Source organism: Alkalihalobacillus sp. TS-13, assembly GCF_019720915.1.
In the GTDB taxonomy this organism is placed as follows: domain Bacteria; phylum Bacillota; class Bacilli; order Bacillales; family Fictibacillaceae; genus Pseudalkalibacillus.
In genome coordinates, this window is record NZ_JAHKSI010000001.1 from 3,194,888 (window position 1) to 3,218,679 (window position 23,792).

Sequence of the window (23,792 nt, forward strand, 5' to 3'; positions counted from 1 at the left end):
CCTCCCCTTATTTTTTGGCGTAATCTTCAATCACAGTTGCGATCAGTTTGATCCCATCTATGTAATCCTCTATATGGATGTTTTCATTAGGTGCATGATTGTTCGATTGGAAATTCCCGACTCCAACCGAGACAGATGGAATGCCGTGTTTTTGGCATAGGACATACATCGGTCCTGTACCTGGTGACATCGGCATGACTGTCGGTTCCATATTCGAGATCTTTTGTGCGGCAGAAATGACCGTTTCCGAGAGCGGATCGTTGTAAGGGGTCTTCCCCGGTTTTTCCATCGCCATTTCATGTATTTCAATATCTTCGAACCCGTGCTTGTCCAAATGCTTTCTAAGAGCTTGAAGGATTTCAAGTGGGTCTTGATCGGGAACAAGACGGAAATCCAGTTTCACTCTCGCTTCGGATGGAAGGACTGTCTTTGCTCCTTCGCCCGTATAGCCTGACTCAATTCCGCATATCGTACAGGTCGGTGCGAAAATCAGCCGTTCTTTTAAACCCTCGCCTTCCAGATTCAATAAAAAGGAAGACAGACCTAGCTGCTCCAACATTTCCTTCTCGCTGTAGATCAATTCACGGATCGCTTCTTCATCATCTGGAGAAAGCGACTGCACACGGTCATAAAAACCGTCGATTTTGACGTGTTCATTTTCATCTTTTAACGTATTCAATGCCCAAACAAGCCTCCAGGCTGGGTTTTCGATAACTGCTGCGTTTGCGGAATGGAGATCCGTGTTTGCACCCTTACAGACAAGCTCGACATAGTTCATTCCTTTTACGCCTAAGCTTACTTGTTGCCTTCCATCGGCATTCCGATAGCCAAACTCCCAAATACATCCGTCCGCTTGAATGAGGTCAGCATATTTATCACTGAACTCATCAAGGTTGATGCTTCCGATCTCCTCTTCACCTTCAACGATGAACTTGATATTCAGTGGCAATTCGCCTCTTACCTGCTGGTAGGCATGTACAGCCGCGATACGTGCCATCAGGTTTCCTTTGTTATCTGCTACGCCCCTTGCATACATCGTTCCGTCTTGTATCTCCGCTTCGAATGGAGGGTGCTCCCATAATTCAATCGGGTCTTCCGGCTGAACGTCGTAATGGTTATAAAACGAGAGTGTCTTATCATTTGTTCCGTGGACCTTACCGTAAACGACAGGAAATCCTGAGGTTGAGACGAGTTGCGTTTCTCCGTTTATTTTCTGTGCCAAATCCTTTACTACATGCTCCGCGGCTTCTTCCATCCCTCTGTTCTGGGCAGCTACACTCGGGATCCTACAAAGCTCTTGTAACCATTCTATGTACTGATCTTTGTGATCCTCAATGTACTGATAGACATCTTTCATACACCTCTCCCCCTCCAAAAATCGTTTTAATTTTGCTGTTTTCGGCAATATTCCAAAACTTTTCCTAAATTCTTATACAGAACTATAAAATAGTTAGATTATTTTGTCAATTGGTATTTGAATGAATATTTTTAATATTGCGTTTTATTTTTACATGCTGTATAACTAGAAATACATGTTAACGGCTACTTTCTTAAACCTTTCCTAAATGATTTGTATAGTAAAAAAATTTTACGTGAAATAAGTTTGTAATTTTTAATCGTAGATTTTCACGAAATCCACTCCCTTTCCTCGGCGATCCGCAAGCCTCCTCACTTGCACAGGATGTCAACACAAAAATGAAATCATTTTCGTGTCTGCGATGAGAATTCTTAGAAGCTTTCCTTATGCTGGCTTCGACGTTCACCACAGGACGTACTTGTACAGGATGTACTGACTTCGACGTTCACCATAGGACGTGGTGGTATTTAGTCGAAGTTCATTAATATAGTCGAAGATCCCTTTTAAAACTGCAGGGTCTTGCAGGGCTCGCTTTTCCCGCAGGAGTTTCGTGTATTTCGCTTGTAAGTTTTTTAATTAACATAAGAGTTTCAAAGTCTAAAATATAATAAGGTGGTTGATTGCATGACCGAAATTGCAAATTATTTAAAAGAGCATGAAAAAGAGATTCTAGCTGACATCATTACATTCGTAGATGCTGAATCCCCTTCTGAAGATAAGGAATTGGTAGATCGGTGCGGGAATGTTTTGAAGGATATATTCGCTGAACGTCTGGGGGTTGTTGAGCCCACCATATATCCCCAGACTAATCGCGGTGACCATTTCAGTTTTACAGTCGGTAACGGGAACAAACGTATATTGATCGCAGGCCACTTTGACACTGTTTGGGATAAAGGCCGGTTACCTAGACGGATTGTCGATGGCAAGCTATACGGTCCAGGAGTCCTTGATATGAAAAGCGGGATCATCCAATCCATTTGGGCATTGAAGGCGCTCCTGCATTTCAAACAGCTGGATGACCTTCAGATCAAATTCCTCTGTACGTCAGATGAAGAAATCGGCAGCCAAACCTCTCGGCCTATCATTGAGGAAGAGGCAAAGAATAGTGATATCGTTTTGGTTACAGAACCACCTGTGGCAAAGACCGGTGCTTTGAAAACTGCCAGAAAAGGGGTAGGTATCTATCAAATAAAGGTAAGGGGGAAAAGCTCACACGCCGGTAACCATCATAGTGCTGGTGCAAGTGCGATCCATGAACTAGCCCACCAGATTGTAAAGTTGGAAGAACTCACAAATTACGATCGTGGTACAACGGTAAATGTTGGTGTTATCAATGGTGGGACAAGGCGGAATGTTGTACCCGAGGAAGCCGAAGCTTTGATCGACTTTCGTGTAAAAACAGAGGAAGAAGCTGACCGGATTGTAGCCCACCTGGAAAGTTTGACCCCAGAGCTTGATGGGACGACTTTAGAGGTGGAAGGTGAGCTGAATAGGCCACCTATGGAACGTACTTCTGATATTGAAGAATTATTTGAGAAAGCTGAAAAGGCTGCGGAAGAGATTGGTTTTACTATTACTGAAGCACAAGTCGGCGGTGGAAGTGACGGTAATTTCACAGCTAGTCTCGGGATACCCACCCTAGACGGTCTTGGAGGAGTTGGTGAAGGTCCACATGCGGAAAATGAACACATTGTTATTGAAGATCTGCCGATGAGATCGGCTATGCTTGCCCACTTGCTTTTGAAGCTTTAGAAAGAAGAAGTGTCAGACGCCTTAAGTTAGGTCCTGACACTTCTTTTTATATATTCATTTTTGTAAGAGCATTGTTAAATATCAACCGGTACACTTTTCTGGGTCTCCCTTTCGAGCCGTTGAGCTGTATACTTTTACTTGTTGCAAGTTTGAGATTTTCAAGTTCAGCCAGGATCCTGCGGGCATTTCTTTCTGAGCTTCCTAACCAGCTTGCCACTTCCTGGGCATTAACTTCCTCTTTTTTATAAAAGTTTGCTAAGGATTCGATTTTCGCTAATGCAGTCGGAGAAATATTAGCCTTACGTAATGCCTCAGACCACTCGCCATCTACCCATTTCTGGTAATCGTATTGGAGAGCCTTCCTTTCTGTAAGATATTCTGTAACCTTTTTCTTTTCATCGACAAGAACGACCTTTGAGGATGTATTTTTACGGGCGTTCCGGAATGCAGTTCGTACGTTCTCTTCCGCTTGGAGAGCATTCAGCCCGTAGCCGATGCCGATTCGGATATGGTATTTGCTGTGGGAATAGACCGTCTCAATCAGATGGAACAGGTCACTTTTATCTAATTTAAACTCTATTTCCCCACGTGTTGTATAAATAAAATAAAGACCATCGCCGATTTGAACGAAGGATCCATTTATCCGTTCCGCTAATTCAAGTAACAGCCGCTTCAAGTTCAGCTCTTTATGTTTGAGCTCATATGAAAAGAGATACCCATCGTCTTCTTCATCAGGAGGAAGCAGTTCCACACCTAATAAAGCAAGCTGGGAACGTTGATACCATGAGGATACGCCACGTTCTTTTAAAAGTCTTAATGTAAAATATATCGACAAATGTGAAGGATAGATTCGATAACACGGGATACCTAAATCTTTTAACCGAAGATAAACCGCCCGGATACATGTGAAAGCAACCTGGGTCTTCCCCATTTCAAAAAGTGAACGGTGGTACTCGACGATTTCATCTACTGGTCTAAAATCGGGGTAAGAGTAGGAAAATATCTGTAACTTTTGGAGAGAGAAATATTGTTTCGTCGTATGAAGCTCATTTTCTTGAATCGTATCAAGGCTGATTTTTTGGACTACTTCTTCAAGATCCATCAATGCTTCTAACACTTTCCCTAGTAAGCTTGCCCCGTAAAGTGGCGGATAGATTCCATCCTTTTCCTGGATAAGCTGTTTGGATAAAGCATATGTATACGGAACTTGTCCTGAGAAAAACCATTGATCAATCAAATCTCGATTTTGATGGATGATCTCATGGACTTGATCGATCGCGGTGTACGAAAACGGTAATAAAGTTATATCTGCAAACGGTTCAGCAGAATTCAATATATGTTTGACTGAATCTTCTGGTCCAATGACCCCTAAGCGTATTTCCAATAAACTCACCTTTCCATTCCGAAAATAATTACTTCAAGTATATCAAAACCATTAACACTTGCTAAAGTGTTTGTAAATAATGGATAAAAGAATGAATCAAAGCCAATACCAAGAGCTTCGTGCCAAAGCTTCGTGCCTGGCACCATTTTGAAAGCCTTGGTACGAAAGGGTTTATGATGTGTGCCAGGCACCAAATGAAACCCATTGAGCCACAAGGGATCCGTTTGTGTGCCTGGCACCTTTTGAGAACCGTTGGAGTGTATAGGTTTATTTTTGGTGCCTGGTACAATATTTCGTCGACAATTTTCGTATTTGTTCAATCAATCGTTTGATTAAGGAGGTTGAGTTGATACTATAATAGGTTCTGTAATCTTAATCAAACGTTTGTTTAAAGATGGGATTGATAAAGATAAATTCTCTTTCTAGTTACCTTTTACTAACTTTAATCACTTCTACGGAGACTCTTATTTTTGCTATAAGATAGATGGTGTACCAGGCAGGAAAGGTGGTGAACTTGAATGGAAAATCAGATTTTACAAGCTATAAAGGAGCTACAAGATCACATGAATGTGGGGTTTGATAAACTTAATAATAGAATGGAAAAACTCGAGTATAGGATGGATTCCATTGAAAGTAGGATGGATTCCATCGAACAAAAAAATGGGATCTATTGAACATAGAATGGATTTGTTCGAAAATAGAATGAGTAGGCTTGAAGAGGGACAACAAATATTCATGAACAATTAGAGTTGTTAACGAACATTGGAAAAACAAAACGGATATTCGTAAACTTAAGAAAACAATACGTTTTGCACAAGATTAATCTATCATTTTTCAGCAACGTAATTTGTTCCCCAAATACTGTTCCTCCGCCCCAAGCTTCACTTCACTTCTTTAAACCTTCCAAAAAGCTCCAATTGTTTTTTATTATTTACATGGACGACATTTTTTTCATTTGCTCAATCAAACGTTTGTTTAAAGACGTAAATGAACTGTCATACAAAGGATTGTTCATTCAATCAAATGTTTGATTAAAACAGACAGGTGCCAGGCACCATTTCAACCCCCTTGTCCTGCAACGTTTCGTGATTGGTGCCTGGCACCGCCTGAGAACCGTTGAGAGACAATGGGTGAATTGTCGTGCCTGGCACCGAGGAATTGTCGCTGAACTTATGTGCCCCAAAAGCGTTGTATGATTTCGCGTTGTTGGAGTTGGTGTTTGTGCTGGGTGATGAGGCTGACGAGTACATAGCCTGCAAAAGAAAGCATCACTGGTAACACGACGGTGTGCATACCGAATAGGTTTGGGGCGGTCAGGTGGATGATCATGTAGGAGCCGACTCCGATGATCATCGAGGCGAATGCTCCGTAGGCATTGCCTTTTTTCCAATACAACCCTAGCACAACCGGCCAGATGAAGGCTGCTTCCAGTCCCCCAAACGCAAATAAGTTCAACCAGATTAGGAAGTCCGGAGGGTCGATCGCCATCAGGAATACGAGAATCCCGAGGATCGCAGTAATGCTGATGCTCAACGTTTTTACCTGGCGTTGTGAAGCTGTCGGTTTTACATAGTTCACATAGACGTCCTTGATGACTGCGGAACTGACGAGCAAAAGCAACGAATCGACCGTCGACATGACGGCTGCCATCGGTGCGGCAAGAACGATTCCAGCAAGCCAGCCCGGCAGCACTTCCAACGCTACGAGGGGCATGACTTTGTCCCCGACTTCAATCCCCGGCACGACGACCCGTGCGAACACACCGATCAAATGCATCCCGAGCATGATGAAACCTACAACGAGCGTTCCGATGATCATCGCTTTGTGCATCGCTTTTGAATCGCGGTAAGACATCGCACGAACAGCGACTTGCGGCAATCCAATGACCCCTACCCCGACCAAAATCCAAAAAGAGGACACGAACAACGGTGTCAAGGATCCATCCGCTCCGAACGGTGAAACGAGGTCCGGGTTTTCAACAGCCAGTTCCGTCATGATGTTCGAGATTCCTCCACCCGCTATAATAGTTCCGATTAACAAGAGCAAGGTCCCGATGAACATGACGATCCCCTGCAGGCTGTCGGTGATGGCGACAGCCCGGAAACCGCCGATGATGACGTACACAAGCACAGAACTCGCAAAAATGAACAACGAAGCTGTGTAGGAAAGCCCTGTGAACGACTCGATCAGCCTGCCTCCCCCGACCCACTGGGCGGCCATCGCACTGAACAGGAAGATGACGATGCTCGCTGCTGAAAGCAACACGACCCACTTGTTCTGGTATCTTTCTTTTAAGAAGTCGATCAGTGTGACGGCGTTGATTTTTCGAGCGACAATCGCAAACTTTTTCCCTAAAACCGCAAGCGTAAAATACCCGGTGACGAGCTGCGACATCGCTAGGAGAACCCATCCAAGCCCGAGATTATATGCAACACCTGGCCCGCCTATGAAACTGCTCGCACTTCCAAAGGTCGCGACCATCGTCAACGCTAAAATGAAGCCGTTCAGCTGGCGGCTCCCCAAAAAATACTCCTGCAAAAAATCCGGAGCTTTCCGTATGTACTTTGACGAATAGGTCCCGATCAAAAAGACGATGACAAGAAAACCAAAGAGAGGTATGATGACATCCCAATTCATTCGGCGTCCTCCTCTCTATCCTCAAAAGGCACTTCGATGAAAAATAATTTTACCATGACAAAAACGAGCGTTGAAAAAAGTAGGAAGCCGACGATGCAGCTGTAGAAAAACCACGCTGGAAACCCGAAAATGTATGTATATTCTTCGACCGGTTTTCTACCTAAGCCATAGGCAAAAGCAAACCACCAGATGAAGTTGAAAACGGCCAGGATGACACCCATCAAGGCTTCACGGTTGGCTATTTTGAAACGCAGATCGTCTCGCTTCTGGTTGCGTCCATCCCCCATTACAATCCCTCAAATCTATCAGACTAGCTTTTGTTCACTATTTTAACAGAACAGTTTCGTCTACTCGACTATTTCTTCCTATCACTTCGCTCACTTCGCGAATTATAAATCGTTTCCTCCATTGTAAAAAATTATGTTTTGATAGATTTGCTATTGCTGTATAATCGAGTTAGATGTGAAATTTTAGAATTAAGAGGGGTCATTATTATATGTTGAAAAAATTCATCTGGGGATTTGTCATTGTGTTGGGGATAGCAGTAGTCGGTATCGGAGGCTACGCTTATTATTTGTATGATTCAGTCAAGGACACGGCAAACGAGATACATGAACCGATTGATCCTGAGCGTGATAAAAATGTTCCTAAACCGAAAGTGGATAAAAAAGAGAGAGAACCGATATCAATTTTGCTGTTAGGTGTCGATGAGCGGAAAAATGATAGCGGCCGATCGGATACGATGGTAGTCATTACGGTGAATCCGCACGATGATACAATGATCATGTTCAATATTCCGCGTGATACACGTACAGAAATCATCGGTAAAGGTTTTGACGATAAAATCAACCATGCTTATGCGTTCGGCGGCACAAAAATGGCTGTGGAAACGGTCGAAAATTTCTTGGATATACCGATCAATTACTACATCAAGGTGAACATGGAATCGTTCCAGGATATCGTCAATGCGGTTAATGGTGTGACGGTGAAGAACAGCTTTGATTTTAAATCAGGCGGTTATGAATTCCCTGCGGGTGAGATCGAGCTTGATAATGGGAAGGAAGCTCTAGCTTATGTCAGGATGCGGAAGCAGGATCCTAAGGGTGATCTAGGAAGGAATGAACGTCAACGCCAGATCATCAGAGGTGTCATTGATAAAGGGGCTCGCGTCTCCTCGATTACAAAGTTTGATGATGTGTTGGATGTCATCAGCAGTAACGTGAAAACGAATATGACGTTTGCTGAGATGAAGGATATCCAGGAGAATTACAAAGGTGCACGAAAGAATATCGAAACATTTGAGGTTAAGGCGACAGAAAAATATATCAATAACATCTTCTACTTTATCGTTTCCGACGAAGAACGGAACCAAATCCGTTCGAAGCTGAAAGAACACCTTGAAATCGAAAGCCAATCAGTCTCAGAAAACGGAGACGCAGCATAAGTCGTATAAGAGAGTAAAATAATGTGATGCAAGTTATGTGAATTGCACAGGGAACCACTGGACCGTAAAACTGGACCAGTGGTTTTTTTGAGTGGCGGCGGTTTTCGGTGCCAGGCACGACAATTTCGCCCTTGTGCCCCAACGGTTTCCACGAGGTGCCTGGCACCGAAGCAAAACCCTTGGGGCTGTTGGTGTTTGAAAGTGTGCCTGGCACGCATTTCAAACCGTTACGGCTGAAGGGGTTTGGATGAGAGCCAGGCACCGGCTGGGAAGCCTTGGTACGGTTGACTTCTTTTTCGGTGCCTGGCACCCTGAGGCTTTTAATGTATATTACCCAAGGTTAGTCTTCTGTGATTGAGGGTATTGGTGTTGTATATTCCTTACAGTTTGTGTTGAATTTTTAAGGGGGCGATGTGTGTTGTGAAGAAAGCAATGATCATTGTGAATCCTTCTTCCGGGAAGGAAGAGGCTGAGAAGAATATGTCCAAGGTCGAGGATGTCCTGCGTAAGAAAGGTTATGACGTTATCATCAAGCTCACGGAAAAAGAACTGGATGCAATGGAATTTGCGCGGACGTCTTGTGTGGAAGCATTCGATGTCGTTGTCTCCATGGGCGGTGATGGGACGCTGAATGAAACGGTGAACGGTCTCGCCGGTCAGAAGCATTGCCCGAACTTCGGGATCATTCCGATGGGGACAGTGAACGATTTTGCCCGAGCCCTTAATATCCCGCTTGATTTTGATAAAGCCGTCGATTTGATCGAGAAAGGTGAGACACGTGCGGTTGATATCGGAAAAGTGAATGATCGTTATTTTATGAATATCATAGCGGTCGGTGCTATTGCAGAAGCGACTTATCAGGTCTCGCCCAAACAGAAAACACTGCTGGGACCTGTCGCTTATATGATCGAAGGGCTTAAGACGTTAACTTCAAAAACCGCTTATGACATTGAACTGAAGCATGATCATGGTACCTGGAAGGGTGATGCCCTCTTGGTTCTAGCAGCCCTGACGAACTCTGTTGGCGGCTTTGAAAAAATCGCTCCCGATGCTGAGGTCGATGACGGAAAGCTGAAATGCTTGGTCGTCCATGATGTTTCCCTGCCAAAGTTCATCAAGATCGGGACTGAACTTTTACAAGGCGAGCACATCCATGACGACAAGATTGAATACATCACAACTTCAAAGCTTGAGATCACATCTTCGGAAAAACTTCATTCTAACATTGATGGCGAGGAAGGCGACCCACTCCCCCTTAAAATCGAGATGTTGCCGAAGTACCTCGTTATTTACGTCCCTTGATTTTTTCCGAGCGAACCACAGCATCTCGCTTTTTTCACCTGTTCCTGTCCGAATAAGCTCCGTATTGGGACAGTGCCAAGCCTTCATGACCTGCTCCTGTCCGAATCGTACCCTCGGACCGTCAAACCTAAAAAGGCCTCATCAGCCCGATTCTGGTGAGGTCTTCCTTTTTAATAGGTGGTCAATCGTAAAAATTTCTGTATAGCATAAACCCCTCGCTGCAGGGGTGTAAGCTTCGTTTCGTTCTTTTCATAAGCGACGGTGTATAAGCCGCCCTCATTGTTCCAAATCCGGTTGAAGTAATGATCTGTTTCCTTCATCAGTTCGGAATCAGTTGATCCTTTGATTTGCAGATCCGCCTCCAGATTGAAAGCTTCCAAGTTCCTTTTTGTGTAGTTGGCCGAACCTGCTATGATCGTTGCTTCCTCCCCACTTTTGATAAACATCATTTTTGTATGATACTGTTCAATTCCTGTATTGTACCAGCGGATTTCGATTTTACCTTTAGAATCCTCCATTATTTCTTCTGCAACCGGAATATTGGGAAGTCCGGTTTTCTTATTTCCGAAAGCCGTTTTATTCGGATCCAACACCATTTCAACGTCCACTCCACGGTCTGCGGCATCAAGGAGTGGACCGATAACGGAACGGTCCGCAATGTAAAACATCCCGAGGTGGATTTCATCGCCCTTTTTTGTCTGTTCAATCGCCTCGACGATTTGTTTATGCGTTTTTCCTTCTGTATAGTACTGGATCTGGTATTGGCCATTTTTCTGGTCATTTTTCGCCTTGTAGGTTGGCAGGTCGATTCCTTTTTCAGACATGTCCACGACCGCTTGCTCAGCATTGATGATCTCTTGAATGATCGGTCCTTTGACTTCAAAAGCGACATTCCCGTGATAGGCTGAAGCATCATGCGGATTTCCCGAAGTAACAAGTGCCGTTTTATCCGTCGCCACAACTTTACGATGGTTCGCTTTTACATTTAAAAGTTTCAGGTAAGATCGAGCTGTCATGTCCGGCGCAGTGCTCGCAAAAGGATTACGGACCCAGCCCTCCCCTTTTTGACCAAACCATTGGAAAAACATCCGCCACACTCCGGAGTACAATGGCGTAGGATCTCGCAGCCGTTCCAAATTCGTATAAACGACTTCAACACCGTTCTCCTCTAGTTTTGAAAGGAGTTTGGATTGATACGACCGATAGCCGGTGTTGACCTCATCCGATATGAAAACGACTTTGATATCTGGATTCTCCTGTTTCTTTTTGATGATTGTATTCGCAAGGTTTTCACTGATCGGCGGGAAAGACTGGTCCGGCTCATAATAACCATTGAATAAAAACATATCGATGACGATGAAATCCTCCGCCTCCATGATGATTTCGTTTATCCGTTCAAAAATTTCAAGTTCGTGCACAGTCTTGCCGTCTTTTTGGTACGTCAGATCATAATAGAACTTCACATCATCCACTTCGTACACATCGCTTTGATATGCAACCCCTTCAGGAATCGATTTGTATGTGTGATAGATCATTGTCGTTATGTAAATCAAAAGAAGGACACCAATCAGGGTCCAGATGATCGACTTTTTCCCCATATTCAACTTTTTCAATGACAATTCCTCCGTCTCAAAACTCCATTTGTATTTATCTTCTAAAAACCCACCGCTACCTATACATTCCCCAAACCCTAGTAAGTTAAGCGGTGCCTGGCACGACAATTTCCCCCTTCTCCCCCAACGGTTCTGATATGGTGCCAGGCACCGAAGCAAAACCATTGGGGCTGTTGAGGTTTCAGATGGTGCCAGGTACACTTATCAACCTGTTGGGGCTCAAGGGATTTGGATTGGTGCCAGGCACCGAGTGGGAACCCTTGATAAGCTTGGCTTCTTTTTCGGTGCCAGGCACCGATGTTATAATGGATATTAATTTGATCTGGGAGGGGTTTGGTGAAACGGTATTTCTTAGGGTTTGTGGTTTGTGCTGCTTTGGGGGTTTTGGTTTTTATGAAGGGAATGGATTTGAGAGCGCTTGGTACGAATGTTGACGGGGATGGCATTGGAATCAGTTTCTTAGGGGTGGAAATTGCTGATCGAGTCCATGAAAGCGAAATACCTGCCCATGCGAAGAGCTTTTTCGTTACAAGCGGTATCGTTGTGTTGATCGGTTTAATTTTCCTTTCTCTACCTTTTATGAAGTCTCGAAAAACAACCTAAAATTTAAAACCTGGTTAAGTGGTTTTCGTAATTCGCCACCTTACCAGGTTTTTTATTCTTCGTATTTTACTAGTACGTTTCCAAAATCCCATCAATCGCTTCAATCAGTTCTTCTGCAAATTCTGCGTTGATGTGCTTCCTGTTTTTCTTCTCAACATAGTATTGAATCGATTCCAGCTTTTTAGCTTGTACACGTTCATTATTCGTACGTTGGGCGTTACTGATTTTGGCTTGCAATGAGCGGTATGTTCCGTAGTTCTTGAAATGGCCTTCTTCATAAGCTTCATCAACCATCTCATCAAGCTCATCAATAGTCACCGTTTCTTCAGCTTCACCTATCACAACCGTGAATACCTGCGCTTCTTCTTTGTTGAAGTTTTGATCCACTGAACGGATTTCAACCACGTGCGTGCCTTCTTCTGACAGCGTGAAGCTTCCATCTTCTATGGTCACCCATTCCCCATCATTCACACGGTATTCCGTATGCAGCACACCGATTCCTTCTCCATCCGTTGCTTCAACCGTGAAAGTTACGTCTTCTTCATTCACAGCATCTTCGCCAACGTTTCCGTCAACCGTCACTGTCGTAGTAGGTGCTACATAATCGTTACTGATTCTTGCATCCGCGTACATTTCAATCGGCTCTTCAAAGCTTTGGATATAGTTGATTGTCGCATCCAGGTCTATTGGTCCTTGAACTGGATTTTCACCAAGCTCATCCAAACGATAATCATCTGTTCCATGCGGATACATGTAATTGTTCACGACCACCGTATAGGTCGCTTCAGGATCGACTGGAGTTCCGTCCGGCAAGTACAGCCCCATGACTTCCCAGGTTTCTTGGTTCCACGTGTAACGGAAGCCGGCGATACTGACATCAGGTCCGTAGCTTGAGAACTGAGCATTGAGGACTTGACGAAGGTCATCGCCTGTCAAATCAACCTGTACCAGTGTATTCCCGAACGGTTGGATGTTATATAGCTCACCCCACGTGATTTCCCCAGCATCAAGGTCATCACGGATTCCACCGCCGTTCATCAAGGCAAAATCAGAGCCCATTTCTGCGCGCATGCCTTCTGCAATCAAATTGCCGAGTGCATTATCCCCGACAAGGCCTTTACTTGCATATCCGCCTTCGAGATCGATCGCCGCTTCACCAACGACTTCACGAAGCTTCGGTCCTACCAGTTCATCATAATAATCCAAGAGTGCCGTAACTTCAGGGTCTGGTGTCATACCGTTCTGGACAACATTGACGATTTCAGCTGACTTGCTGACGATATCATTCGTCACTGGGTCGATTTCAAGATCGACGTCAGCAAAAGCTTTTCCGTATTCCCAAGCCTGAACGATCAATTTTCCGTCCACCACCGCATTCACTTTTACATGGTTATGGGCTGCAAAAATCACGTCCACCGCATCATTGATGTTTTGTGCTAGTTCAGATACTTCGCCTGTCACTGTGTCACCGCTCTGGTTCCCTGGTTCATGGGCGAGGACGACGATCGCTTCGACACCTTGCTCCTGGAGTTCAGGGACGTAACGGTTCACTGCTTCCGCTTCATCGGTAAAACGGATACCCTGAATGCCATCCGGAATGACCATGCTCGGCGTTTCTGTCGTCACGATCCCGATGAAACCGATTTTTGTGCCTCCGATTTCGATTACAGTATAAGGAGCAATTACCAGGTCACCTGTATCCTTATATTCTACGTTTGCTGCCACCATCGGAAAATCGATGCCGTCGTAGTTTTCTGTACCGTCCGGGTGGTCGCCGCCGTCGATGAGACGAAGCATTTCCTCGACACCTTCATCAAATTCGTGGTTTCCGAGTGTTCCGACGTCAAAGCCGATCGTTTCCATCATGTCGACTGTAGGCTCATCTTGCAAGAGCGCCGAGACTGGCGAGCTCGCTCCGACCATATCTCCAGAATGGACCATCAATGTGTTCGGATTCGTTGCTTCTCTTTCTTTTAAATAGGCAGAGAGATAATCCATTCGTCCGTATTGGACACCATCCACTGTTCCCGTCACATCGACTTTGCCGTGGAGATCGTTCACACCGAGCAGCTGGACCTGGATGTTTTCATCAGAATCACCATCGTCTGCTGGCATGTAGCCTGCCTCAATTGCGTCTTCCTCTTCAAAGAAAAACACACGGTTCTGAACAGGGATGTCCTCCCATTTTTCAGGAACAACATATTCTTTTGTAAAATAATCGCCTACAAACTTATCCGGGCCGCTACGAAGATTGAAACGGAACTCGTAAGGGAGCTCCTCGATCGGGTTTTCCGGGTCCCACATGCCGCGTCCGTTTTCAATCGCTTCTTCGGCTGCAGTACTATACGCCTCGAAATGCTCCATATTCGGATAGATAAAATAAGGAACAGCTCGTCCTAAGCGGACCATTTCCTTGTTGACGTCCATGTCGTCTTTGTGGACATGAGCGAGAAGGCGTCCGTAATTATCAAGCGGCTCTTCCCCCACTTCTAGGGTGATTTCGGTTCCTGCTGGCAGCAAGCGTTGAAGTTCTGAAGTAGCAGCTTCTGCATGCTCTCCTTGGGAGTGACCGTTGTAATTCGTTTCTGGCGTATCAATTGAAAGCATTCGTACATTGGATGCTCCGAGCACCGGGTCATTGATACGGACCGTGTCGCCATCCACAACACGTTCAACGGTGGCTTCGTATTCTTCCTCCGGTGCTGGTGCCGGCGGTTGATCCTCTAGTAATCTGAGATCCTCTGCTTTTGTCGGTAAAAGTTGATAGTCATTGTATTGACCGACAATAGCTGTGACATCGTACCATTTGCCTTCCTCAAGCTGGGAGACGTCGATGTCTGTCGCACCTTCGACTCGGAGGATAACCCCCTGCATCGTTTCATCGATGAATGAAATGTTATAACCACCGCCAGCTTGATTGGATGGAATCGATTGTATGTATCCGGTAACGTTGACGAGTGATCCCTCAAGCGGTTCTGCTTCATTGTTATATAGTGTGGCAAGTTCAGTCGGCTGAGGCTCTGGCAGCTCATTTCCTTCTGATAAAACCTCAATCGTACCAGGTATGATCTCCGTTAATCCATTGTAAGAGGTGATTTCACCTGTAACACGAATCTCCTGGCCTTTATTCAAGTCTGCTAAGTTTTCATTGAACGAAAAAACATTGATCCCTGCTGTTTCGTCTTGTATGTATGCTGATAGATTGCTAGCTGTAAAATCAGCTGTGACAACCCCTTCTACAGTCACCGTCTGGCCGTTCTGGGCTTTCGCTTCCGAAATCGGAATCGTCGTCTCAGCTTGTGCGACGACTCCCATCGGAAGCAACGTGACGAGCATTGCAACCAAAGCTAAAAAGGTCGTCCACTTACGGGTAACCTGGTTATACATGTAATTTCCTCCTAAAGTTGAATTTAATTCCCTATATTTCTAACTCTACTAGATTTTGTTTAAGGTTAAATGAATTATTTGTAAAAGATTGAAAAATCGTTCTAGCTTACTATGAGGCAGTCTGACAACCGCAAACTTTGCCCTATTTTTACAAATATAGCTAAATAGGCCTATTAAACTATTTTCCTGTTTACAATGATTCGACAGTAATGTAAAATAATTACTGCACTCTTTATTGAATGATGTCTGACCTTGGAGGATTTTGATGAATACTACTAAAACAACAGAAACTAGAGAAAACGAAGAAGTTTATTCTTTGCAAAAGTTGATGTATGAGTACAGTAAAAGGCTGAAAAACTACTCTGATCCCACCATCGTCAAAATGAGCCAGAAACTTGATGAAAAACTCAATATCATACAAAGGACAAAAATCCAAAACTGAATTTTTGATTTTTGTAGGATAATACATAACTTTTGAGTACCCACCGTCCACCACGACGGTGGTTTTTTCTTTGCTTAAGTGCCAGGCACCGAAAAAGAAGTCCACGGTAACAGGGCTTCCCACTCAGTGCCTGGCACACTTTCAAACCCCTTCAGCGGCAAGGACTCTGAGTTGGTGCCAGGCACCATTTGAGACCTCAACTGCCCCAAGGGTTTTGCTTTGGTGCCTGGCACCTTTCTGAAACCGTTGGGGCAGAAGGGCGAAATTGTCGTGCCTGGCACCGAAGAATAGCACTGAGGAAAAGTGGGCAAGTTCTCCTGGTTGTCTTCATAGAATGAGAGTAGACAAGGGGGAATGCAGCTTGGAAAATGTAACGATCATTGTCATTGGGATTATCGGGTTCATCACCGTGTTCGGGATCATCGGTAACATCCAGGCACGGATCAAGTTGGCTGATTGGCTGAAGGAGCTCAGACAGATTGATGCTGCAACGGTCCAGTCCGGTCGTGGTTCGAAATGGATGAATGATGCGATAGAGGATTACCGGAACTTCCATCTTTCTGGTATTTCGAATGTGAATAGTCCTGTTTTAGTGGAAAAACACCTGATGCAGCAGCCGGTCCGGGTTCTTGGCATTTTCCGTGTGCCTACCGGGAACATCATCCGCTTGTTGCACGGATTGCCTTCCCTCGCGATCATCGTCGGGGTTCTTGGAACATTCGTCGGCCTGACGATTGCGATCATGGCGATGCAGGATACGCTTGTCAGCATCGGGAATCAGCCGGGCGAGAATGCGAATCTTTCCGTATCTGCGATCGTCGCTGCGATTTCTGAGCCGTTCAGAGGGATGAGCATCGCTTTCGTCACGAGTATCGCCGGGATCGGAAGCTCACTGCTTCTCTCCTTCGTGCAATCTGGTTTCCTGACTGGAGGCACTTCGCTCAGCTACTTGCAGGACCGGGTTTTAGCAGAGGCAGAGGGCGTTCTCGACCATGTTGTGCAAGAACAACTCCAGAACGAAAAACCGAAAGATTCACTCGAACGGCTCCTGGACCGCCTCGTTTCCAAGGTTCAGGAAAGCTTTCAGCAAAGCATCGGAGATTTTAGCGAAAAAATGGTCGGTTTCACGTCCGGGCTTGAGGAAGCAATGGATGATGTCAAAGGAATATTAACCGCACAACGTGATCACACCGAGCAGTTCAAACAGAGCACCGACGTCCTCGTGATGTTCGGCGACCGTTTTTCAGAAACGATCACGAAGCTCGAATCTGTCCAGCATTCAGTCGATAAAAGCCTTTCTAAACTCAACGACCATGTCTCAGGGTTTGAAAAACAATACAAACGCACGAGTGAACAGCTTGAGCAGGGGCAAAAGCGCATGGAGCATGTGATGAAGCACTCCGACCGCATGATTGAGGAGTCGCAAAAGAAAACGGAAGAACTGGGACGCTCCCTCGTCAACGGCGTGGAAACCGTCCTTTCACGATACGAAACAAAACAGGAAGACTTTGAGCGGAAGATGGCGCAGCAAAACGATGAATGGTTTTACAGGTATCAGGATAAAACCGAGCAATACGGCCGGGCATCCGAGTCATTTGCCGGTTCGGTGCAACAGTTGGAAAAAGCCTGGTATGGCACCATCGAAACGTTCAAGCGGGAATTCATCGATCAGCTTGGTTATATGTTCGACCGTGAACGGCAAGCGAGACAGGATCCTGGACGCGAGCAAGAAATGCGCGAGCTCATACGGGCACTCGATTCTGTCTATCAAAACCTGTCGCGGGAATTCAAACAGACGCACCAATATTTCGGCGATGTGTACCATGTTTTACAGCGCTTGTTGGATGCAACCGTCCAATCGGCGAACAACCGCTATGACCGGGATTATGAGCCACGTCGGATCACTGTGCACGACCCGACCCACAGGTGATGCCGATGCGAAAAAGAAGATGGCGTAACGAAGAGGAAGGAACGAAAAGCTATTTCTGGCCGTCATTCACCGATATGATGGCGATGATGGTCCTCGTCATGTTATTCATCGCAATCATCGCTTATATCCAGAGCATCTATAATGCCTACGAGCAGACCGAAGTGAAGCACGAACTGGCGAAGGTGGCAGACGTGAAAAAGCACATCTCGGATTTGATTGAAAAACGGCTTGAGGAAAACGTTGGGAAGGATAAGATCGTCCGGGGTCCAAACAACACGATCGCGGTTGAGGGGAACATTTTATTCGATACCGGCAGTGCGGAAATCAGTCCACAAGGGAAAAAGGTGCTGGCACAGCTTTCCGATGCACTCGTCCAGATCATCGACGAGCAGGAATTGAGCCGCTACCTCTACATCATCCTGATCGAGGGGCACACCGATTCAGTCCCATATGATAACTGGAGCCTCTCGACTGAGCGCGCGGTGGCGGTCGTCAAGTACATGGCTCAGGTCAATCCGAAGTTCAAAGAACAGAAATACGCCCAATACATTGCGGCGACCGGCTACTCGGAGTATAAGCCGATTGCAGAAGGAAATTCAGATGAATCCCTACAGAAAAACCGCCGGATCTCGTTCCAGATCATTTTGGACGATGAAAAATGGCAGAATAAACTTAAGGGGATCATCAACGAATACTAGATGGCGATATAAAAGGAGTCCAATGCCTTTAATGGCAGGACTCCTTCTTTTTTTATACATTTCTACAAAGCTTCCCTGTAACTTACAATTCACCTAAGACTCTAAAAGACATTCCTCGGGTGGAGAACGAGTATAGTCCGCTTTCCTTTTTCGACATCTATTCCGATCCGAGGATATCTTCGAACACTTTTGTCACTTTTGGCGTAACGTAATGGCTTCCATTGCGTTTTTTAACGTCTTCGATCATCATCGATACGAGCAGCGATGGGTTTTCGGTGTTCCAGGCGACAAACCAGCCGTTTTCTGTCCCTTCCTTATCATCCTTTGATTGTTTCAGTTCAGCCGTACCGGTTTTACCTGCAAGTTTCACCTCAGCAAGCTTCACATCATTTGCCGTTCCAGCGGGATTTTCAAATACTTGAACAAGGTCATTCACAATCGTGTTTGCCGTATCCTCGCTGATCACATTCTCTTTCCAGACTTGCGGTTTATCTTCATCCGCAAAAAGAACCGGTTTGAGCATTGTTCCTTTTGTAATGAATGGTGTGTAGGCTAGCCCTAAATGAAGCGAGCTCATCTCCGCTTGCCCTTGCCCGTAACCTGTATCTGCAAGCTGGCCTTCACTTGCGAAACCATCGTTCGTGATCTGTGAAGCCTCGATTCCAAGTGGGAAAGGAATCTTTTCATCGAAACCGAAACGCTTCGATTCTTGTAAAAATGCCTCTCCGCCGATATCCAATATCGCTTTTGCAAAATAGATGTTATCCGAACGTACGAGTGCGTCCTGTAGATTGACCTGGGTGAGTGGGCTTTTTACCCTCGTTACATAATGGTCACCCCAGGATTCCTTCTGCCAGCGGTTGTTAGCCGGGACCGACTTTTTCTCAGCCGGATCGATTGCACCAGTTTCGAGACCGATCGCGGCAGTAATCGGCTTGAAGGTAGAGCCTGGCGCATATGTCTTGCTGAATCGGTTTCGTAATGGTGCCGAAGAATGATTCAATAATTCATTGTAACGTTCTCCAGATACCCCAAATACAAATTCATTCGGGTCATACGATGGCGTACTGACAAGGGCAAGTACTTCACCGGTTGTCGGATTGAACGCTGATGCTGAGCCCGCATCCTTCCTCATCTGATGATAAAGCGATGACTGAACCGCCGAATCAATCGTCAACGTAAAATCCTTGCCGTCAACAGGTTCGTTTTTAACCAGGATATCCTTTGTCGTACCATCAGCACTTTTGATTACAATTTCACCACCGTGCTGGCCTCTCAGTTCTTTTTCCATCGCTCGTTCAAGACCAGTTTTCCCGATGATGTCATTCCCTGTGTATCCTTCTTCTTTCTTTTTCTCCAATTCATCTGCAGTAACTTTGCCGACATACCCCGTCAAATGTGCCGCAGCCTGCTTCAACGGATAAACACGAGCTTTTTTCTCCATGAACTTTGTCCCGTTCAGCGGACGGATCGCTTCGATTTTCTCTCGGTCATCATCCGCTACCGAGCCAAGCGGTACAAACGAATCCTCTTTTACCCAGGATTGGTTCAATTCAGCATCAATCTTTTCTACCGGGACATTAATCAATTCCGAAAGCTTTTCCTTTACCTCTTCGGCATCTTCCTTCATCCACCCTGGAACAAGCCCAACTTCCTGGATGACCCCATTAACCGCCAGCCCTTCCCCGTTCACGTCAAAAATTTCACCGCGCTCAGGTTTGATGGTGGTTGCAGATAGCGTATCCCCTTCTTGCATACCAGCAATAATCATCGAAGGGTTCCAGTTGATCACCCACTTCTCGTTATCTTCACCTTTTTCATGAACGAGTTCAGCTTGGTAGGACGTTTCGAGCGGTCCTGCCAATGTGTCCATCTTTACGGTATAATCGAAGGTCGGCTTATCCTCTTCCTCGTATTTCTTTTCTTCCTTCGGCAATTTGTATGTAGCTTTGAAGTTGCTCATCTTGATTTCTTCGTAATTCTTTTTATAAACTTCCGCAAATTGCTCTTCCGTAATTTGCTTTTTCGAATTCTCCGATAAATGACTATACATTTTCGCAAAGTCCTGTTCTTCCCAGGCCTTCATGTAACTTTCGAATGTCGTTTCAGGCTTCGGTTTTTCCGAGCAACCGACAAGACTGAAAACGATACATATAAGAATGAATACTGTTTTACACAAGTCTGACCATCCCCCTATATTTTAACTCCCTTATTATATTCTACTATTTCTTCCCTTATTTTTCTTATAATCTGTTTTCGTAATCTTTTTTATTAGACGAACAACCTCCAATTAAGTTACAACAAGAGCTTAAAGAAAACTTGGCAAAGCCAAGCCTTTGGCGCAGGCTGAGCTTTAGTTACACTTATATTGAAGAAAGTATTTTATACTTTCTTTAAATGCAAAAAAGCCCTTGTAAAAGGGCTTTTCAACCTTATTTGTTCTGCATGCGCGGAACGGGAATGATATATTGTACAAATGATAATTTTCGGATCGCCTGGACAATTCCGATCGAGAGCAGCATCACCACTACATACATGATTGGCAATCCTCTTGTCGCCCAGGCCGTGTGAGGCAGAATTTGATTTAAAAACAAGAGGACTAATGGATGCACGAGGTAAATTCCCATTGACAGTGTTCCGATCAGTTTTAACGGTTTATAAAGGATCCGCCTGTTTTGTATGACCGGAAAAAGTCCGATGACAGCCATACTCAATAACGGTATATTGATCAGATTTGTCATTCTATTCGAGGGGATCGACCCCATTACTTTATATTCGTAAATCGCTAAAATATAGACAGCAACGACCAAAAGCACCAATTTCGTCTGGCTGGTGATAAGCTTTGTGATCGAGCGCCAATAATAGGCTAAAAAGCCACCAAATATGAAGTAAAATATCCATGTGAAGATGAATACACGGTTACTTAAGATTGCTCCGAGTCCTTCTTTTACGGACATGAAATGAGATAAATTAATGAAGAATGCACTGGTTATCAATGAAAAAACAAGTGCGATCATCCATGAACGTTTTGTCCTTATTGACTGCAATAATGGAAAAATGAAATAGAACTGGATGACAATGACCATGAAATATAAATGATAAAACGAAGCACCCGTCAGGACAGATTCAATGAAATCAGATCCCGTTGGCAGGGTCGCCTTCAATACAAAAACCTTGATCAGCAAGTAAAAGATACTCCAAATGACAAACGGCATGACGATTTTTGTGAATCGTGATTTTAAAAATCTATGAAAGTCAAAGCCTTTTGCTTTTACCTGGTGAAACAATAAGAAACCGCTTATTAAGGCGAATGTCGGCGTTCCAAAACGACCTAGCTGGTTCAACGCGAATGTCAGCCAGTTGTATGTCTGGTCATGTTGATTATAATAGCTTGCACTAAGGTGTACTAGCACAACACCAATACAAGCGAACGCGCGCAAAAAATGAATCTCTTCGAAAAACTTCCCTTTGGACTTTTCAAGTGTTTTTTCCACTAGTAACACCTCCCCCAAAAAATTACTACATTTAGCAATTCGGTCTTATGGGAGGCAAAGTGACCATGAAACGACTTACAATTTATGTAAAATATTGATTTGACGCCTACTCGTACAATTGTAAAATTTGGATTGCAGGAGTTTTAACATTGTAAACGAAATGACTGTTAAGTGAAAAAAAGGTTGTGACAGCAATGAATGAGCAATTATGGACGTATGTCCGCGGGGTCATGTGGGATTATGAAAGTGTGCCGGACAATGTAGAATTTGTGGAGCGTCCGGCGTTATTGATGTACAAGACGGAAGGGTCCTCAAGCATTTTATCAAACAAGATTGCGAAGGTTAAAGTTGAGACTGATAAAGCGTTCGAGCAGTTGATTGGTGAAGTGGGGGGTTTTTATCAGGGTAAACCATACTCCTGGTGGATTGGTCCGGATTCTAAGCCTGAGGATTTGATTTTAAAAGTTGAATTGGCGGGACTTGAATATGAAGACACCTACTACGGCCTGGTGAAAGCCGTTGATCGATGGGAGAAGGTGGAGCTGCCTTATGCTTTACGGAATGTTGTGGATGAGGATGATATCCGTCAGTACGTTGAGGTGAGCGCTAACATCTGGGGATATGATGATGCCACGGAGGAAACGTTGATCCGTCAGAGGCTTGCGTATTTAAAAGCTCCTGATTGTCGCGGCGGCTTTTTGATCGTCATGGATGGGGATCGTGCGGTCGGCTATGCCGGATATCGCTTCAGCAGTGATGGCGAAGCAATGTATCTCTCGGGGACCGGCGTTTTACCGAAGTACCGTGGGCAAGGTATTTATCGTGCGCTTTTATCGAGACGGTTGGAGCTTGCAAGTTCATACGGAAGCAACTGGATCGTCACGCAAGCTAGGAAAGGCACCTCAGAACCGATTTTACGGAAGTTGGGTTTTGAGGAGCTCGGTAAATATGAGGTATATAAAAGAAGTTAAGAATTTGGGTAGAAGGCTCTAGTTTCCTTTGGGGAAATTGCGGGTATTAAATGGCATATTAAGGAAAACGAAAGGAGATCATTATGGGATCTAAGCACGAAGGAATCGCTGGATGGTTGATTTTGATTGTTGCTGGTCTTCTGTTCGTCCCGATCATTCGTCTCTATGCCCTTTATCAAAGCTATGTGACGGTTTATGACACACCAGCCTGGAGCATGTTTACGGAACCAGGCAATCCGATGTATCACGCATGGTTTGCTCCAACCTTTTTCGTCGGGGCAGCCGTTGATTATGGGATTGTTGTTTTGTCGGTTGTCGCGTTGTGGCTGCTGTTCAATAGAAGTCCTTCTTTTCCGAAATACATGATTTATTTCTTAGTTGGCGTGACAATTTATTCGATTGCCGATGGATTCGTGACCAGCTGGATCTTCAGCTCACTTCCGATATCGGAAGAAATGCTTGCATACATCAAAACCCAAACCTATAGACAGCAGATCGGCTCATTGGTCTCATGCCTGGTTTTGGTCCCATACTTATTGAAATCAAAACGAGTCAAAGCAACCTTCGTGAACAGGACAAGCTTCAACCAACCCCTCTCCGGCGGCGGATTATCGGTGTGAAATTTGAGGGATGATAACTACGGTGCCAAATCCCCGGTGCCAGGCACCGTTTGAGAACCTTTGGTACCATTGACTTTCTATTCGGTGCCTGGCACCGAAATGGTTGCTTTATGAAGGCAAGTGGCCTCCACAGCTATGTGTGTGGAGGCCTCTATTAA

Annotated in this window: 18 protein-coding genes; 10 read left to right on the forward strand and 8 right to left on the reverse strand. The window is 44.9% G+C overall.

Annotated elements, in window-relative coordinates:
* Positions 1-7: 7 nt before the first annotated feature.
* The gene (locus KOL94_RS15215) at positions 8-1,357 is read right to left on the reverse strand and encodes a M20/M25/M40 family metallo-hydrolase (RefSeq protein WP_221567237.1); all 1,350 of its coding nucleotides are present in this window, start codon (positions 1,355-1,357) and stop codon (positions 8-10) included.
* Between the two features lie 624 nt (positions 1,358-1,981).
* On the opposite strand from KOL94_RS15215, the gene KOL94_RS15220 reads away from it, so the two are divergent.
* Entirely contained in the window at positions 1,982-3,109 is a 1,128-nt protein-coding gene (locus KOL94_RS15220; RefSeq protein ID WP_221567238.1) for a M20 family metallopeptidase, read from the forward strand.
* A 46-nt stretch (positions 3,110-3,155) separates the two neighbouring features.
* Here KOL94_RS15220 and KOL94_RS15225 read toward each other — a convergent pair whose 3' ends face one another.
* Positions 3,156-4,493: a hypothetical protein gene (locus tag KOL94_RS15225; protein ID WP_221567239.1), complete on the reverse strand. Its 1,338-nt coding sequence runs from the start codon at positions 4,491-4,493 to the stop codon at positions 3,156-3,158.
* A gap of 518 nt (positions 4,494-5,011) precedes the next feature.
* Between KOL94_RS15225 and KOL94_RS15230 the strand changes: the two genes are divergently transcribed.
* Positions 5,012-5,167: a hypothetical protein gene (locus tag KOL94_RS15230; protein WP_221567240.1), complete on the forward strand. Its 156-nt coding sequence runs from the start codon at positions 5,012-5,014 to the stop codon at positions 5,165-5,167.
* Positions 5,168-5,663: 496 nt separating this feature from the next.
* Here the strand turns inward: KOL94_RS15230 and panF are convergent, their stop codons facing one another.
* Both panF and KOL94_RS15240 read right to left on the reverse strand, forming a co-directional pair.
* Positions 5,664-7,130, reverse strand: a complete 1,467-nt coding sequence (panF, locus tag KOL94_RS15235) for a sodium/pantothenate symporter (protein ID WP_221567241.1) — start codon at positions 7,128-7,130, stop codon at positions 5,664-5,666.
* Positions 7,127-7,417, reverse strand: coding sequence for a YhdT family protein (locus tag KOL94_RS15240; RefSeq protein WP_221567242.1), 291 nt, complete (start codon positions 7,415-7,417; stop codon positions 7,127-7,129). Before KOL94_RS15240 ends, panF begins: the two co-directional genes overlap by 4 nt.
* Positions 7,418-7,626: 209 nt before the next feature.
* Here KOL94_RS15240 and KOL94_RS15245 point away from each other — a divergent pair, with 209 nt between their 5' ends.
* Together KOL94_RS15245 and KOL94_RS15250 are read left to right on the forward strand one after the other, a co-directional pair.
* On the forward strand, positions 7,627-8,574 hold the full coding sequence (locus KOL94_RS15245; protein WP_221567243.1) for an LCP family glycopolymer transferase: 948 nt from the start codon (positions 7,627-7,629) through the stop codon (positions 8,572-8,574).
* Positions 8,575-8,985: 411 nt separating this feature from the next.
* The gene (locus KOL94_RS15250) at positions 8,986-9,876 is read left to right on the forward strand and encodes a diacylglycerol/lipid kinase family protein (protein WP_260412335.1); all 891 of its coding nucleotides are present in this window, start codon (positions 8,986-8,988) and stop codon (positions 9,874-9,876) included.
* 170 nt (positions 9,877-10,046) lie between these two features.
* Here KOL94_RS15250 and KOL94_RS15255 read toward each other — a convergent pair whose 3' ends face one another.
* Entirely contained in the window at positions 10,047-11,489 is a 1,443-nt protein-coding gene (locus tag KOL94_RS15255) for a phospholipase D family protein (RefSeq protein ID WP_260412336.1), read from the reverse strand.
* A 336-nt stretch (positions 11,490-11,825) separates the two neighbouring features.
* Between KOL94_RS15255 and KOL94_RS15260 the strand changes: the two genes are divergently transcribed.
* On the forward strand, positions 11,826-12,092 hold the full coding sequence (locus KOL94_RS15260) for a hypothetical protein (protein WP_221567245.1): 267 nt from the start codon (positions 11,826-11,828) through the stop codon (positions 12,090-12,092).
* Positions 12,093-12,161: 69 nt separating this feature from the next.
* Here KOL94_RS15260 and KOL94_RS15265 read toward each other — a convergent pair whose 3' ends face one another.
* Positions 12,162-15,479 carry a 5'-nucleotidase C-terminal domain-containing protein gene (locus tag KOL94_RS15265; protein ID WP_221567246.1) on the reverse strand — a complete coding sequence of 1,106 codons (3,318 nt, stop codon included), beginning with the start codon at positions 15,477-15,479 and terminating at the stop codon, positions 12,162-12,164.
* 265 nt (positions 15,480-15,744) lie between these two features.
* Between KOL94_RS15265 and KOL94_RS15270 the strand changes: the two genes are divergently transcribed.
* From KOL94_RS15270 to KOL94_RS15280, 3 genes are all read left to right on the forward strand, one after another.
* The gene (locus tag KOL94_RS15270) at positions 15,745-15,921 is read left to right on the forward strand and encodes an aspartyl-phosphate phosphatase Spo0E family protein (protein WP_221567247.1); all 177 of its coding nucleotides are present in this window, start codon (positions 15,745-15,747) and stop codon (positions 15,919-15,921) included.
* Between the two features lie 361 nt (positions 15,922-16,282).
* Complete coding sequence (locus KOL94_RS15275; RefSeq protein WP_221567248.1) at positions 16,283-17,851, forward strand: hypothetical protein; 1,569 nt, start codon at positions 16,283-16,285, stop codon at positions 17,849-17,851.
* 5 nt (positions 17,852-17,856) lie between these two features.
* Positions 17,857-18,549 (forward strand): OmpA/MotB family protein, encoded by a 693-nt coding sequence (locus tag KOL94_RS15280; protein ID WP_221567249.1) that lies wholly within the window; start codon positions 17,857-17,859, stop codon positions 18,547-18,549.
* A 157-nt stretch (positions 18,550-18,706) separates the two neighbouring features.
* Here the strand turns inward: KOL94_RS15280 and KOL94_RS15285 are convergent, their stop codons facing one another.
* Together KOL94_RS15285 and KOL94_RS15290 are read right to left on the reverse strand one after the other, a co-directional pair.
* Positions 18,707-20,728: a penicillin-binding transpeptidase domain-containing protein gene (locus tag KOL94_RS15285; RefSeq protein WP_260412337.1), complete on the reverse strand. Its 2,022-nt coding sequence runs from the start codon at positions 20,726-20,728 to the stop codon at positions 18,707-18,709.
* A gap of 253 nt (positions 20,729-20,981) precedes the next feature.
* On the reverse strand, positions 20,982-22,043 hold the full coding sequence (locus KOL94_RS15290) for an acyltransferase (RefSeq protein ID WP_221567250.1): 1,062 nt from the start codon (positions 22,041-22,043) through the stop codon (positions 20,982-20,984).
* Between the two features lie 194 nt (positions 22,044-22,237).
* Here KOL94_RS15290 and KOL94_RS15295 point away from each other — a divergent pair, with 194 nt between their 5' ends.
* Together KOL94_RS15295 and KOL94_RS15300 are read left to right on the forward strand one after the other, a co-directional pair.
* Positions 22,238-23,014: a GNAT family N-acetyltransferase gene (locus tag KOL94_RS15295; protein ID WP_221567251.1), complete on the forward strand. Its 777-nt coding sequence runs from the start codon at positions 22,238-22,240 to the stop codon at positions 23,012-23,014.
* 83 nt (positions 23,015-23,097) lie between these two features.
* The gene (locus tag KOL94_RS15300) at positions 23,098-23,634 is read left to right on the forward strand and encodes a DUF2569 domain-containing protein (protein ID WP_221567252.1); all 537 of its coding nucleotides are present in this window, start codon (positions 23,098-23,100) and stop codon (positions 23,632-23,634) included.
* Positions 23,635-23,792: the final 158 nt, after the last annotated feature.